14 protein-coding genes are annotated in these 13,954 nt (G+C 62.0%); 11 read left to right on the top strand and 3 right to left on the bottom strand.

The window, feature by feature from the left end; all coding sequences use genetic code 11:
• Positions 1-2 precede the first annotated feature (2 nt).
• Positions 3-977, top strand: coding sequence for a sulfurtransferase (locus VSP_RS05335; RefSeq protein WP_009959246.1), 975 nt, complete (start codon positions 3-5; stop codon positions 975-977).
• A gap of 1,090 nt (positions 978-2,067) precedes the next feature.
• Here VSP_RS05335 and VSP_RS05325 read toward each other — a convergent pair.
• Positions 2,068-2,622, bottom strand: a complete 555-nt coding sequence (locus VSP_RS05325; RefSeq protein ID WP_029190203.1) for a dihydrofolate reductase family protein — start codon at positions 2,620-2,622, stop codon at positions 2,068-2,070.
• A gap of 219 nt (positions 2,623-2,841) precedes the next feature.
• Positions 2,842-3,099, bottom strand: coding sequence for a hypothetical protein (locus tag VSP_RS05315; RefSeq protein WP_009959242.1), 258 nt, complete (start codon positions 3,097-3,099; stop codon positions 2,842-2,844).
• Positions 3,100-3,718: 619 nt separating this feature from the next.
• Here VSP_RS05315 and VSP_RS05310 point away from each other — a divergent pair.
• From VSP_RS05310 to VSP_RS05270, 9 genes are all read left to right on the top strand, one after another.
• Positions 3,719-4,534, top strand: coding sequence for an alpha/beta hydrolase family protein (locus VSP_RS05310; protein ID WP_009959241.1), 816 nt, complete (start codon positions 3,719-3,721; stop codon positions 4,532-4,534).
• 41 nt (positions 4,535-4,575) lie between these two features.
• The gene (locus VSP_RS05305) at positions 4,576-5,328 is read left to right on the top strand and encodes a DUF2092 domain-containing protein (RefSeq protein WP_029190202.1); all 753 of its coding nucleotides are present in this window, start codon (positions 4,576-4,578) and stop codon (positions 5,326-5,328) included.
• A 63-nt stretch (positions 5,329-5,391) separates the two neighbouring features.
• Positions 5,392-5,847, top strand: a complete 456-nt coding sequence (locus VSP_RS41955; protein WP_009959239.1) for a hypothetical protein — start codon at positions 5,392-5,394, stop codon at positions 5,845-5,847.
• Between the two features lie 62 nt (positions 5,848-5,909).
• Positions 5,910-6,803 (top strand): peptidyl-prolyl cis-trans isomerase, encoded by an 894-nt coding sequence (locus VSP_RS33990; RefSeq protein ID WP_009959238.1) that lies wholly within the window; start codon positions 5,910-5,912, stop codon positions 6,801-6,803.
• Positions 6,800-7,912 (top strand): HupE/UreJ family protein, encoded by a 1,113-nt coding sequence (locus tag VSP_RS05290; RefSeq protein WP_009959237.1) that lies wholly within the window; start codon positions 6,800-6,802, stop codon positions 7,910-7,912. Before VSP_RS33990 ends, VSP_RS05290 begins: the two co-directional genes overlap by 4 nt.
• Before the next feature lie 30 nt (positions 7,913-7,942).
• On the top strand, positions 7,943-9,892 hold the full coding sequence (locus VSP_RS05285; protein WP_009959236.1) for a DUF3604 domain-containing protein: 1,950 nt from the start codon (positions 7,943-7,945) through the stop codon (positions 9,890-9,892).
• Positions 9,893-10,051: 159 nt separating this feature from the next.
• Complete coding sequence (locus VSP_RS41950) at positions 10,052-10,222, top strand: hypothetical protein (protein ID WP_009959235.1); 171 nt, start codon at positions 10,052-10,054, stop codon at positions 10,220-10,222.
• A gap of 222 nt (positions 10,223-10,444) precedes the next feature.
• On the top strand, positions 10,445-10,846 hold the full coding sequence (locus tag VSP_RS05275; protein ID WP_009959234.1) for a hypothetical protein: 402 nt from the start codon (positions 10,445-10,447) through the stop codon (positions 10,844-10,846).
• Positions 10,847-10,909: 63 nt separating this feature from the next.
• Positions 10,910-11,290 carry a hypothetical protein gene (locus VSP_RS05270; RefSeq protein ID WP_009959233.1) on the top strand — a complete coding sequence of 127 codons (381 nt, stop codon included), beginning with the start codon at positions 10,910-10,912 and terminating at the stop codon, positions 11,288-11,290.
• Positions 11,291-11,624: 334 nt separating this feature from the next.
• Here the strand turns inward: VSP_RS05270 and VSP_RS05260 are convergent, their stop codons facing one another.
• Positions 11,625-12,266, bottom strand: coding sequence for a hypothetical protein (locus VSP_RS05260; protein WP_157210746.1), 642 nt, complete (start codon positions 12,264-12,266; stop codon positions 11,625-11,627).
• Between the two features lie 375 nt (positions 12,267-12,641).
• Between VSP_RS05260 and VSP_RS05255 the strand changes: the two genes are divergently transcribed.
• Positions 12,642-13,886 carry a polysaccharide pyruvyl transferase family protein gene (locus VSP_RS05255; RefSeq protein WP_009959230.1) on the top strand — a complete coding sequence of 415 codons (1,245 nt, stop codon included), beginning with the start codon at positions 12,642-12,644 and terminating at the stop codon, positions 13,884-13,886.
• Positions 13,887-13,954: the final 68 nt, after the last annotated feature.

The raw sequence follows: 13,954 nt of genomic DNA, 5'->3' as shown, positions 1-13,954 counted from the left end.
CAATGAACACACAACTCCTGGCTGCTCTCTGCCCTGCCCTGAAACCCACCTCATTCGTTGCCGCCCTCGTCTGCGTCACCACTCTCCTCACCGGCATGGCCCAGGCCGAGATCGGCCTCATCAGCCCCGCCGACGCCAAGGCCCTCATCGAAAACCCGGATCCCGCCCAGCGCCCGATCGTGCTCGACACCCGCGGCGGCTACAAGGACTACTTCCGCGGCCACCTGCCTACCGCCCACCACATCAACTTCGACACCCTGCGCGGCACCGACCACGCCGTGCCCGTGCAGTACCTGCCCGAGGACCTGAACAAGGCCCTCCTCGTGCGCGCCGGTGCCGACAAGGACCGCCTCCACATCGTGTACGCCACCGGTGAGGCCCTCCCCAACGACGAAATCCTCAGCGCCACCATGGTGGTGCACGTGCTTGAGAAGGCAGGCATTCAGAACATCCGCATCCTCGACGGTGGCCTCCCCGCCTGGAAGGCAGCCGGGTTCAAGCCCACCCAGGAATACTTCGGCAACCCTGCCGGGAAACTCCCGGAGAAAGGCAACCCCGAAGTCGCCCTCACCGCAGATGAAGTGATCGCCAAAAAGGACAAAAAAGGCGTCATCCTCGTCGATGCCCGTCCCATCAACGAATACCTCGGCCAGGACGAAGTCTGGCTGCGCAAAGGCCACATCCCTGGCGCAGTAAGCTTCCACTGGGCCCGCCTCACCGAGAAGGACAACACCCACAAGTTCAAACCCTTCTCCGAAGTGAAGGCCGACCTCGAAGCCGCCGGCATCACCAAGGACAAGGAGATCATGTGCTACTGCGGCACCTCCCGCGAAGGCAGCCTCCTGCGCTTCTACCTCAAGCACGTGGCCGGCTACCCCAACGTCCGACTCTACGAAGGCGCCTGGAAGGAATACGTCTGGCTCAAGGACAAGTCCCTCCCCGCCGAAACCGACGCCCCGAAAACCGCCGACAAATAAGCCCCGGCCACGAGCCGACTCCGGTTTGGTTCAGTTCAGGAATCACACCCCAAAGCATGCCTTCGCAAGAGGGCATGCTTTTCTGTTTTGCGGATTCAGGTTTAACCACAGAGACGCAGAGGGCACAGAGGTTTTAGGAAAGAATGCATTCGAGGTGGAAGCACCGGGTTCTCCGGCTCTCGGCGGAGGAGCCCCTCAAAAGCAAAGCGACCGCTCTCATCCCCACAAGCTCCACAAACAGGGTTGGAGTACCGCGTTTACGCGGCTCACTCTACAAGCCGCCCATGATGCCCTCCCCAACCGACAACGTCAGGAGTCTCTCCAATCCGGACGCTCAAGTCAAGATTGGAAAACCACGCGAAATGCCAGATGCTCAATCGAGCAGCACGATGAGGAGGCTTCTTCTCGTCCCGGAGGGACGCTGGACTCTAGCCGGTGGTGACAACCACCGGATCACACCATCCCACTTCCCTTGCGTCCCGGAGGGACGCCGGAACGGCATGGCGCGATGCAACCGGGCAAGAACACGGTCCACCTCAGACGCACATCACCGACCCACCGTCCCATCCGGGACGGAAAGCTCGCAAATACGAACAGCATTGTCCGCGATCTTCCACTTACCCCTTCACGTGCCCACAATGCCCCCGCACTATCTGAACCATCCGTGCCATGCCTGCGGCGGGCGCACAAAGGAGGGCTACAGCGATGGAGGTCACCACCACCCCCCTCAGCACATCTCCCGCGGAACTCCCCCTGACAAATACTCCGCACCCGCTTGCGATCACGATCCAAACGAGAAAAGACACGATGGGAGCCAGCAAGACCCACAGATGGGCGCTTTGTGATTCCGGCTTCCCGATCAAGCCCAAGCCTCCCCCGATCACATGCACACCGACCAACATTGCCACCACAAGCCACCCCTCAGAAGCGGTCGGGTCGGGTGTCGCTGAGATCATCCAAAATACCAACAGTGCTGGCAACCATGTGATGGCAATAAAGAACGCACTGGGAAAATATCTCGCCAGTCCGTTCTTCATCGCAGTGTCAGGGAGTTTGAAGATTGAAGTTTGTATTTTGAAGCTTCGAACTTTCACCCCTTCTTCACCTCATACCGCAGCTCCACCATGCTCGGCCCCATCTGGCGCACCGCCGTGAGACGCAGCGCCGGGCTCAGCACGGTACGAGGAAAGAGCGACTTGCCCTTGCCCAGGGTCACCGATCCCACCTGCAGGATCAGCTCGTCCAGCAGCCCCTCATCATAGAACTGCCCCGCCAGATCCCCGCCGCCCACCACCCAGAGATTCTTGCCATCGGCAGCCGCCTTCATCTCCTCATGCACCGGGCGCACATCCCCTTTCACAAAGCGGATGTCCGCCCCTGTGATCCCGGGCAACTCCCGGCTCGTAAAGACCCAGGTCGGCTGCGTGTACGGCCACGCCGAGCCGACCTCTGCCACGACCTTCTCCTCGTTGCGCAGCATCCACTCATACGTGGTGGATCCCATGGCCAGCGCCCCCACCTCTGCAATGAACGCCGGATAGCTGGACTCGTTCAGTTCGCCCAAGGGAAACAACCATTCAAGGGAGTTGTCTTCTGTGGCAATGAAACCATCAAGACTGGTCGCGGTATAATACTGGGTTTTCATGGAGGTCATCCTGTAGTGCCCGGCCTTCAGGGATCAAGCATCAGATCGTACGTCATCGCTCATACACTCAACCCGCCATCAATCCGCTCGGCATAGGTTCCGTCCGACAAGATCAATCTCCGGTGAAGCATCTCGCCGCCAGTCATCGCTCCATCGCTGATGATATCCCAAACTTCGAATTGAATCATCACGCCCTCAGGCATCGATGCGTGCTCTGCCCTAAGCCAGTTCCAAAGACCCTGCCAGTCCATCGCGCAACTCAATAGCGGTACAGAAATCCCATCCATTCACCCACTTCTGGCACAACTGCTCATAGATCCGCTGCTCAGTTTCCACCTCTATTCTGGCTGTCGATGGAGTCGCAGGATGTTCATGCTGGTAGCGCTGGGCCACTTCCATCCACTCCTCCACAGAGACGAATTGCAGCGTGAACCTATTCTCGATGGCCATCGCAGCATTGTCCACGCCCGGTCTCATCTCGTCAATGGCCTGACAACTGGCGATATAGCACCGTCGTGCCGTTGGGCACACTTCCGCCGTCCCATCCGGGACGGAACCAATTCCTCCCTATTGATCCGGTGGTTCCCGGCCTGATTACAGGCCTTCACCACCGGCTGGCATCCACGGCCCCTCCGGGACCATCGCGAAGCACGTCATGGGCCGAACCATCACTGCGAGGCATGCACACATTAACCCGGCGACTTCGCTGAATGACGCGCGTGACATTCGCCCCCGTCCCGAAGGGACATCGGCCGTTAGCGGGTGGTGACAACCACCGGATTGCCCCCCCCCTTACCCTCCCGTCCCGGAGGGACGCCGGACCGGCTCATCGCGCCCGGCCCAACTCGCTCCACCGCCCTTCATACGACATCTCCTTCACTCCCCCCGCTGCCAAGAGCCGGGACGGCTCTTCTACTTTCTCCGGCTGCCCACTGCCCACTGCCCACTGCCCACTGCCCACTGCCCACCTCTTACCCACCCCCACACCCCATTGAAAAAAAACCTTCCATTACCCGCCCTTATTGTTGATACTGCACGGGACATCCGCTTCCCCTTCGTTGCGGCCCACCGATCACTGGCATCCCTCTCTGGTCCCATGAACAACGCCCTCCCGCTGTCCGCCCGCCTGGTCTTGCTCCTCGCTCTGTTCCTTGCCGTCCCCGCCTGCCAGACCAAGCCCGTCTGGAAGCCGCAGCACCGGCCCGACTACAAGCAGCGTCTCACCCGGGGCTGCATCTTCTACATGGACGGTGCCGGTGGCGGCACGGACAAATCCAACTACGCTGCGGGGGTGGTGGCCGGCATGCTGGATGCCGGGTACAACGGAGCCGGGGAACTCGTCACCTGGGAGACCGGCAAAGGACTCATCGCAGACCAGGATGCGAGTGTAGAGTACAAGCGGGCCAAGGCCTCCCAGGCTGCAGCCAGCATCCTGAAGTACAAGTCCAGCTACCCCGACGCCCAGGTGGGCATCCTCGGCTTCTCCGCTGGCACCGCCGAGGCGGTCTTCGCTCTGGAGGCCCTGCCTGATTCCGTGCAGGTGGACCATGTTGTGCTTCTGGGGGCATCCATCAGTCGAGATTATGACATGACCCAGGCCCTCAAGCACGTGAAGCGCCTCTACATCATCACCTCCACGCACGACCGCATGCTCAAGATCCTCATGCCCCTCTCCGGCACAGCGGACCGGAAGTTCCACGATCCTGGTGCAGGCATCAAAGGATTCGTACTGCCAACCGGAGCCTCGCCCGCCACTCGTCGCCTGTACGCGGAAAAAATCGTCGCCATCCCCTACAGCCAGGAGTTCCGGAAGGATGAGGACAAAGGCCACCACTTCGACAACGTGAAGGAGGACTTCATTCGCGACCAGGTGGCCCCTCTCTTCATGGGGCGACCTACCCCGTCGCCTTGATTCGCTCTTCCCCCATTTATCCCCAACCCAAAATGCCAATCATGAAAAGCGACTCCCCTGCTCTCCGCCACCTGGTCCCTCTGGTTCTGCTGGGCTGGATCACCACCGCCATGGCCGCCCCGGGCCAGGCAACAGGCATCGACCCCGCCGCCTCTGCACTGGCCAAAGCCGTCACAGCCAAACTCGGCAGCGCCCAGACCATCCGGCTCACCGCCAAACACAAGCTGGATCCCAGGCTGGGGGTCGGCGCAAAGCTGGAAAGAGGCCCCATCGGGATCACCGTCAAACGACCGAATCAGTTCTATGCCGTGCAACAAGCAGACAACGAGACTCGGGAGATTGCCTTTGACGGGCGCACCCTCTGCGTGATGCATCCACGCCCGAAACACCACGCCCTGGAGCCGCTCAAGGCCGGCTCCATCAGCCAGTTCGCTGACCGCGTGGACGAACGTTTCGGATTCCGCCCGCCGGTGGCGGAGCTGCTCGCCAGTGACTTCGACACCCAGATCTTCCTCAACGTCACCTCGGCCAAAGTCTCCGGCGAGGAGTGGGTCGGCTGGACGCGGTGTGAACGCCTCCACTATGAACAGGAAGGCATCACCGGTGACTTGTGGATCGGGAAGAAGGACCGGCTGCCCCGCCGCTATCTGCTGACCTTCACCAGCGTTCCAGGAAGCCCCACCTGGGATGTCCGGCTCACGAAGTGGGAGCTCAACGGAGCGGTGGATGAACGCTTGTTCTCCAAACGCCCGGCGGCGGATTCCCAGCGGCTCCAAATGCTCAAGAGCCGCTGAGACAAAGGCCGTCCCGCGTCGCATCGCCCACGCCCCTCTTTCAAACTTCATTCTCTTTCAACCATGAAACTCACGACCCAAAGCAAAATGCTGCTGCCGCTGCTTGCCGCCCTTTGCACGGTGGCACTGGCTCCTGTCAGCATGGCAGGTCCCAGGCACAACCCGGGGAACCCTCGCGGCGTCGCGGATCCCCGTGGTGCCCTTGACCCTCGCGGCGTCGCCGACCCTCGCGGCATCGCCGACCCTCGCGGCATCGCCGACCCTCGCGGCATCGCCGACCCTCGCGGCATCGCCGACCCTCGCGGCGTGTTTGATCCCCGGGGCCCCTTCGATCCCAGGAATCCCATGCGCTACATGTATCGTCTGCCTACTGCCTACACGGCGCGGGTCTTTGGCGGGGTGAGGTATTACTACTGCAGCGGCACCTACTACTATCCCTACTACATCAACGGCGAAACCGTTTACGTGCGCACGACCGTCGTGAATGGCGTGCCGGTGGTGCCCGCACGGCCGTATTGATTTCCTCGATCCCTTCCGGCAGGCTCCCTGGCTCACATCCTCACCTTCCGTGTTCCCCATTCATGAAGAGACTGCTCAAGGAACCCCTCCTCCATTTTCTGCTGCTTGGTGCGGCCATCTTCGCGATTCACAAGTGGCGGGAGACCCGCCGCACGGGAGAGAATGACAGCGCCAACACCCACCTCATCACCGTGAATGCCGCCACCGTCACCCGCCTCAAGGAGGGCTGGACGCGGCAGTTCCAGCGCGCGCCAGATGCCGATGACATGCGCGGCATGGTGGAGGCCCACATCCGTGAGGAGGTGCTTTGCCGCGAGGCGCTGGCCATAGGCCTGGATCGTGATGACACCATCGTGCGCCGGCGACTGGCACAGAAGATGGAGTTCCTCACACAGGACATCGCCACTTCAGCACCGCCCGACGAGGCCTCGATCAACGCATTCTTCAAAAAGAACGCCGGCCGCTACGCACCGCCCGCGCGGGTCAGTTTCCGGCATGTGTATTTTAGCCGGGAAAAGCGTGGCGAAAAACTGGACGCGAATGCCAAAGAGGCGCTAGCGGCACTGCAAGACGGGAATGCATCCGACGAAGACTTTGGAGATGCGTTCCTTCAACCCTTTGAGTACAGCAACCAGTCGGAGGCGGACATTGCTGGCATCTTTGGAAGAGAGTTTGCCGCAGCGCTGATGAAGTCTCCGGAGTCCACGTGGCTGGGGCCCGTGGCTTCGACCTACGGCGTGCATCTGGTTCGCATCACAGGCAGTCACGCTTCCCCACCCACCGAACTCGGAAAAGTGCGTGAACAAGTGCTGCGCGATCTGGTGGACGAACGTCGCAGGACCGCAAACGAGGAAGTGCTTCAACAGATGAAGAAGAACTACGAGATCGTCATCGACGACGCGGCGCTCAGGAACGCGACACCCGATGCGGAGAAAACTGCCCACGCAAGCCCATGACTCACGAGCGCACCACTTTGTTCAGCCTTGTCTGCCTCGTGCTGAGTTGCTCCGTTGCCTCTGCGCATGAGGTGCGCCCTGCCTACCTCGAGCTGACCGAACGCGCGAAGGGCGAATTTGACGTACTGTGGAAAGTGCCTGCGCCGGGTGGCATCCCCTTGGCTGGCGAGGAGATCCCTCATGAACGTCCGGTGCCGCTGCCCGATGCCGCCAATGCGCCCAAGAACATGCCCTGCGGCTGCCCCGTGCCCACGGCGGCACAGCTTACCCAGGGCGTACTGCCGATTCACCCGTCCCTCCCTGCGAACGTCGAAATCACCTCCTTTCCGCGCTTCGAACGCCTCCAGGGCGCGGAGATCAAGCGGTGGGGCATTCGCAGTGACTCGCAGGGTCTGGAGGGACAGCAGATCACCGTTCACGGCCTGCAGGCAACCCTGGTGGACACACTGGTGCGGATTCAATTCTCCGACGGACGCGTGATCACCCGCCTGCTGCGGCCGGATGATCCTTCCTTCGTGATTGAAAAACACGATACGGGCCCCGCCATCCAGGAGTACTTCGTCCTCGGTGTCGAGCACATCCTGTTCGGTATCGATCACCTGCTTTTTGTGCTCGCTCTGGTGCTCATTGTACGTGGGGTTGGATTGTTGGTAAAGACCATCACCGCCTTCACCATCGCCCACAGCATCACGCTCGCGCTCGCCACACTCGGAGTCGTCCACGTGCCCTCCGCCCCCGTGGAGGCGGTCATCGCACTGAGCATTGTATTCGTCGCTTCCGAAGTGATTCAATTCATGCGCGGTCGGCAGGGCCTCACGGCCAAAGCACCGTGGATCGTTGCCTTCACTTTTGGATTGCTTCACGGATTTGGATTTGCCGGAGCGCTGAGTGAAGTGGGTCTGCCGCAAAGTGACATTCCGCTGGCGCTGTTGCTCTTCAATGTCGGAGTCGAGGCCGGCCAGCTTGCGTTCGTCGCTGCAGCACTTGCGGCAGGTGCCTTGGCAGTCCGCATCAGGCCCGCGCTTCCGCGTTGGGCCCCCCTGGTTCCTCCCTACGCCATTGGCTCCATCGCCATGTTCTGGATCATCCAGCGCATCACCTTTCTTTAACCTGTCCAGCTCCACCTCGCTCCCCTCCCTATGAAAACACGCCTTTGTCTCACCGCCACTGCGCTCGCCCTCCTGGGGGTGTCACGCATCTCCAGTTCCGCCCAGGAGGCCGCGCCCGCCAGCGATGCCGGCACACTCAACAAGGCCGCTGCTGACGCCGTGCACAAGAAGCGTCCCTATTCGCCTTATGCGGACCGCAAGTTTCCCACGCGCCCTTATTTTGGCGATACCCACCTGCACACCGCCTTCTCCATGGACGCTGGTGCCTTTGGCTGCCGGCTCAATCCCCGCGATGCACTCCGGTTTGCGCGGGGCGAGCAGGTCATGGCCTCGAGCGGACAGCCCGCCAAGCTCTCCCGCCCCCTCGACTTCCTGGTGGTGGCTGATCATTCAGACAACATGGGTTTCTTCCCCGATCTCTTCGCAGGCAAGCCTGAGATCCTCGCCGATCCGTCGGGTCGCCGCTGGTACGACCTGATCCAGGCAGGCAAGGGCGGGCAGGCCGCCATGGAGATCATCGGTGCGTTTTCCCAAGGCCAGTTTCCCGAGAAACTGATGTATCTCCCCGGCACACGCGCCTACCGCGGTGCCTGGCAGGAAACCATTGCGGCTGCGGAGACCTACAACGAACCGGGTCACTTCACCGCATTCATCGGCTACGAGTGGACTTCGCTCGACAAGGGCAACAACCTGCACCGCAACGTCATCTTCCGTGACAATGCGGATCGAGCCAGCCTCGTGGAGCCTTTCACCTGTGTGCCCCCCTTGGGCAGCACCAATCCCATCGAGCTCTGGAAATGGATGGACGCCTATGAAAAGAAAACCGGCGGCAGCGTGCTGGCCATCGCTCATAATGGCAACCTGAGCAACGGCACCATGTTCCCCATCGTGGAGGCCTTCGGCAAGGCCATCGACCGCGAGTATGCCGAGGCCCGCGCCAAGTGGGAGCGGCTCTACGAGGCCACTCAGACCAAGGGCGATGGGGAGACCCACCCCTTCCTTTCGCCCAATGATGAATTCGCCGACCAGGAACGCTGGGACAAGGGCAATCTCGATGGCAGCGAGGCCAAGAAGAAAGAAATGCTGGAGTTCGAGTATGCTCGTGCCGCCCTCAAAAACGGCCTCAAGCTCGAAGAAAAGCTCGGCGTGAACCCCTATAAGTTCGGCATGGTCGGCAGCAGTGATGCTCACACCGCCCTCGCTGCCATGGAGGAGGACAACTTCTTCGGCAAAACCACACCCGGTGAGCCCACTCCCGAACGCTTGCATGCCACCTTCATGAACAATGCAAAGACCGGTGTGAAAATCATGGACTGGGAGGTCTGCTCCTCGGGCTATGCCGCCGTGTGGGCAGAGGAAAACACCCGCGCTTCCCTCTGGGATGCCATGCAGCGCAAGGAAACCTATGCCACCACCGGCACCCGTCTCGTGGTGCGTTTCTTCGGTGGCTGGGATTTTGAGAAGGCTGATGCGGACACCCGCAGCCCCGCCATCACGGGCTACACCAAGGGCGTGCCCATGGGAGGAGACCTGACCAACGCACCCGAAGGCCGGTCACCCAACTTCCTCATCGCAGCCATGAAGGATCCCATCGGCGCAAACCTCGACCGCATCCAGGTCATCAAAGGATGGGTCGATGCGAAGGGCGAGGTGCAGGAGAAGGTCTATGACGTCGTGTGGAGCGGCGACCGCAAGCCGGATGCCACGGGCAAGCTCCCCAGCGTGGGCAGCACCGTGGATGTGGAGAACGCGACCTGGACCAACACCATCGGCGCATCCGAGCTCATCACCGTGTGGAAGGACCCGGACTTCGACGCGAAACTGCGCGCCTTCTACTACGTGCGTGTCATTGAGATCCCCACTCCGCGCTGGACTGCCTATGATGCGAAACGATTCGCTGTCAAGCCGCTCCCAGGGACCGCCATGACGCTCACTGAGCGCGCCTACACCTCGCCCATTTGGTACACGCCAGCAAGGTAACCAGCCCTCCACCTCGGAGGTGAATCCCCCAAGCACCCAAGATCTACCCCGTTACGGCTTGTCATTGCCAACAGTCGGCGCGGCGCTGTTGAGCGCCATCGCCCCGGCCCAGGCAGCAGACAAGACGACGCGGGTGAACCGCTCGACTTCGTCAAGGATGTGCGACCCATCTCCCTGAGTGACCCGAAAGCACGCATCAAGATCTGGAGGCTCACCCTGCGTCGCGACCACAACCTGCCGCCAGGCACGGTCGTTGAGATGCCCGTGGAGAACAAGACGCTGGGCGGCGTCACCCAGGTGGCCCTGGGCGACATCGCCCTCCCTCGATGAGCCGCGCTCCGCCCCGGAGGTGGGCGGCAGCGGCCTCTGGCGGCCTCTCGGCTTCCTCAGCGGCAACACCCTTGGACTTTATTTCACGGAACCCTACGATCCCGGGCGAATCCCGGTGGTGTTCGTTTACGGCATCGGCGGCGGCCCCAGGACTGGCGTTATTTCATTGATCACTTTGACCGCAAACGCTACCAGCTCTGGTACTTTCACCACCCCAGCGGCATGCGCCTGGACCGCGTGTCCGGGGTACTGACCACCGGCCTCCGCAGCCTTCGTGAGTGTCATCACTTCCCCGTCTGCTACGTGGTGGCCCACAGCATGGGCGGCCTCGTCTCCCGCACCGCCATCACCGACGCCGTCAAGGACGAGGGCAGCGACTTCCTCCTGAACATCTACGCCACCCCTCTGCCCAAGGGCACCGTTCACCATCTCATCTACGGCGCCATTGAGAAAGGTCCGTTCTCCTTGAAGGGTGAGAACGACGGCGTGGTCACGGTCGTCAGCGAGACCGACCTGAGAGTCAAGGAAAGCACCACCTCCTTCCGGCATCTGCTTCACGAACACACCGAGATCCTCCAAAAACAGGAAACCCTGGATTGGGTGCTGGAATTGCTGAAAAAGTAGCGCATGGTTCCTGCGACGCCAGAAGTCCACCCATCCCCCATCACCCTCCCAACCCCTGCAGTCATGCCGACCCTGTCCAACAGCTACGATTGTTGCCAGCTTCTGAACCTTGGCGTCGGGCCCCAGGGGCGCGGCCCCTTTCTCATCCGGCAGCAGGGTTCCGCCCCCGGCAGCATGACGCTGGATCAGATGCGCTACTTCCTGCGCAAGGATGGCACCTGGGTCCTGAGCCTGGCAGTCTATGTGCTGAGCGACGCCGAGCAGGAGGAGCACTACCTCTACCCCACCAGTGCAGACGCCACCACGCTGCTCAGCTCCCTGGCGGGGGATCCCGTGGTGGATGACACGCTCCCTCCTGACAAAAGCGCAGAGGAACTCATCCTCGCCGCCCAGAAGACCATCTCCGGACTCTGGGGCCACCTGAATCGTCTGAACGAAGTTTAGCCTTTCCCCGCACCCACGACAGCAGCATGGTTCCAGAAATAACTTAGGCGGGCTTCCAGACGGTGAGAGGGGTTGCTCCAAAAAACTTTGCAACCAATGCACGGGGGCGGTTTTCAACTCGTGCATGAAGACACCACACATCGTCTCGCTTCTCGCCGCCCTCAGTTTCACCACCGCCGCGTTCTCCCAGAGCCCTGGGCCCGGTGCCGATCAACCACCCGGCCCGCCTCCGCAACCCAGGAACAATGAAGTCCCGGGTGAGCGCGGAGACCAGAGCCCCGGCCCCCGTCACGACCACGGCCCCCACCGCAACCCGCAACAGCGCCCCGGTGATTCAACGGAAAAACGCGAGCACATTGAAGAAGCGCTCAAACACCTCCGTGCCGCCGGTCTTGGCCACATGGCCGAACGCATCCAGCAAGCCCTGAAGGACAACCCGCAAGGTCCGCAGGACCCGCAAAATCGCCAGGACTTCCGCCGCGGTCCGCGCAACCTTGATCGCCGCCGTGAAGCCCCCTGGCAGTCCCATGCCGGCCCGCGCCGCTTCCACCACCCCCATCTTCCTTACGGCCCAGGCTTCGGATTTGGCTCCGGCCGCGACGGCCAGCCCGGCCCCTTCGGCCGGCCAGATTTCCAGGCTCGCGGTGAGCGCCCCCAACACGGGTTCGAGGCACAACGCCCCGCCCGTCGCGGCAATCCCGGCGCTCCCGGTGATGCCGATCTCCGCGCCGAGGTGCAACAACTCAAGCGCGCCGTGGAAGAACTGCGCCGCTCCCTCCCCAACCGCGACAACCGCGACAACCGCGCCGACGGCCCCGGCCCCGACCGCCATCACCGCCCGGAATTTGACCGGCAGGACCAGTCGCGCCGCGAACAGCCCCGTGGCAATGATCGTCGTGATGACGGACCTCGTGCTGAAGGCCCCCGCGGTGACGACCGCCGCCCTGAAGGCCCCCGCGGTGATGGCCCTCGTCATGAAGGCCCAGGCCCCGATGGTCCTCGTCAAGAAGGGCCCCGCAATGACGGCCCTCCCGGCGAGCGTTTGTAAGGCAGGGAACGGAAATTGGAAATAACTCACCCTCTCCCGCTGACCCAAGGTTGACCAGCCGCAAGACGCGCGCGGGTCCACCTTGGGTTTTCCATTTCCCAACACCCGATAGGGCAAGCTCTCGGCTTGCCACGCCCGGCTCCTCACTGTGGCGAGCTAGGCGGTCGCCCTACAGCCCGGGGTCGTGGATTGCGGGTGCAGGCGAAGAACAACCCAAGACCTGTGCACGGGCACCGTTTGGGGGCGGTCGATGGCGGCACCTGCGAGGTGCATGCTGGACAAGCGCCGCGAACTCGCCCACAAATGTTCATGGACCGCCGTCATTTCCTTCGCACCACGCTGGCCACCGCCGCCCTTCCGTCCCTTGTTCCAGCCCAGGACGCAAAGGCCAAGAAGCGCATCCTTCTGCGCTCCTCCTGGCAGACCGTCAACATTGGCGACATTGCCCACACCCCGGGCATGCTGCACCTGCTGGAAAAGCACCTGCCAGAATACGATGTCACCCTCTGGCCCAGCAGCGTGGAAAACGGCGTGGCCGAGATGCTCACCAAGCGATTCCCCAAGCTCAAAATCCTCACCCCCACCGCAGAGGCGAAGAAGACAGCGTTCGAGACACACGACTTCCTCCTGCACGGCTCTGGCCCCGGCATTGTCGGGCAGAAGTCCCTTGTCGAGTGGGCAGAAAAGACCGGCAAACCCTACGGCATTGGCGGCGTCACCTGGAACGGCGGCAAGGACAATGGCGAAGCCATCAAGGTCATCAGCGGCGGCAAGTTCGCCTTCTTCCGCGACTCCGTCTCCCTGGAGCTGGCCAAGTCCAAAGGCGCCACCTGCCCCATCATGGAGTTCGGCCCGGATGCCACCTTCGCCTGCGATCTGGTAAACGATGAACCCGCCACCGCCTGGCTCCAAGAGGTCGGCCTGGAGGACGGCAAGTTCGTCTGCTGCATCCCGAAGCTGCGGAACACCCCCTACTGGGAGATCAAGAAAGGCGTGAAGTTCGACGAGAAGAAAAACGCCCGGAATGAGGAGATGAAAGAGCACGACATCGCCCCGCTGCGCAATGCCGTGATCGCCGTGGTCCAGCAGACGCCCATGAAGGTGCTGCTCTGCCCAGAGGACGCCAGCCAGATGAAGCTCAACAAGGAGATGATCTACGACAAGCTTCCGGAAGACGTGAAGAAGAAGGTCGTCTGGCGGCAGGACTACTGGCTCACCGACTTCGCCCAGAGCGTGTACAACCGCAGCGCAGGCCTGTTCGGGAACGAGCAGCACAGCCCCATCATGTGCATCGGCCACGGCATCCCCGCCATCGTCTGCAGGTACAAGGAACAAACCAGCAAGGGATTCATGTGGAAGGACATCGGCCTCAGCGAATGGCTGTTTGACCACGACTTCGACGAAGCCGAAAAAGGGCTCACCCCCGCCGTGCTGGCCATCGTGAACGACCCGGCGGCTGCGAAAGCCAAGGCGCTCAAAGGCAAGGCCGTGGCGGATGACCGCATGAAGCGTATGATGGATGTGCTGCGGGCCAGCCTGGAGGCGTGAGTTCTGTTTAACCACAGAGTCACAGAGAACACAGAGGATTGGGAAGGATAGGGGTTGTCGGAGGGCAG

Source organism: Verrucomicrobium spinosum DSM 4136 = JCM 18804, from assembly GCF_000172155.1.
Taxonomy (GTDB): Bacteria; Verrucomicrobiota; Verrucomicrobiia; order Verrucomicrobiales; family Verrucomicrobiaceae; genus Verrucomicrobium; species Verrucomicrobium spinosum.
This window is presented reverse-complemented; position numbering and strand designations above follow the sequence as displayed.

Excerpts from the sequence above, each read along its gene's own strand:
- VSP_RS05260 (WP_157210746.1), bottom strand. The coding sequence starts at position 12,266 with ATGACGAGGGCCATCACCGCGGGGGCCTTCAGGGCGGCGGTCGTCACC.
- VSP_RS05325 (WP_029190203.1), bottom strand. The coding sequence starts at position 2,622 with ATGAAAACCCAGTATTATACCGCGACCAGTCTTGATGGTTTCATTGCC.
- VSP_RS05285 (WP_009959236.1), top strand. The coding sequence starts at position 7,943 with ATGAAAACACGCCTTTGTCTCACCGCCACTGCGCTCGCCCTCCTGGGG.
- VSP_RS05255 (WP_009959230.1), top strand. The coding sequence starts at position 12,642 with ATGTTCATGGACCGCCGTCATTTCCTTCGCACCACGCTGGCCACCGCC.
- VSP_RS05305 (WP_029190202.1), top strand. The coding sequence starts at position 4,576 with ATGAAAAGCGACTCCCCTGCTCTCCGCCACCTGGTCCCTCTGGTTCTG.
- VSP_RS05290 (WP_009959237.1), top strand. The coding sequence starts at position 6,800 with ATGACTCACGAGCGCACCACTTTGTTCAGCCTTGTCTGCCTCGTGCTG.
- VSP_RS05315 (WP_009959242.1), bottom strand. The coding sequence starts at position 3,099 with ATGAGACCGGGCGTGGACAATGCTGCGATGGCCATCGAGAATAGGTTC.
- VSP_RS05275 (WP_009959234.1), top strand. The coding sequence starts at position 10,445 with ATGCGCCTGGACCGCGTGTCCGGGGTACTGACCACCGGCCTCCGCAGC.
- VSP_RS05310 (WP_009959241.1), top strand. The coding sequence starts at position 3,719 with ATGAACAACGCCCTCCCGCTGTCCGCCCGCCTGGTCTTGCTCCTCGCT.
- VSP_RS41955 (WP_009959239.1), top strand. The coding sequence starts at position 5,392 with ATGAAACTCACGACCCAAAGCAAAATGCTGCTGCCGCTGCTTGCCGCC.
- VSP_RS05270 (WP_009959233.1), top strand. The coding sequence starts at position 10,910 with ATGCCGACCCTGTCCAACAGCTACGATTGTTGCCAGCTTCTGAACCTT.
- VSP_RS05335 (WP_009959246.1), top strand. The coding sequence starts at position 3 with ATGAACACACAACTCCTGGCTGCTCTCTGCCCTGCCCTGAAACCCACC.
- VSP_RS33990 (WP_009959238.1), top strand. The coding sequence starts at position 5,910 with ATGAAGAGACTGCTCAAGGAACCCCTCCTCCATTTTCTGCTGCTTGGT.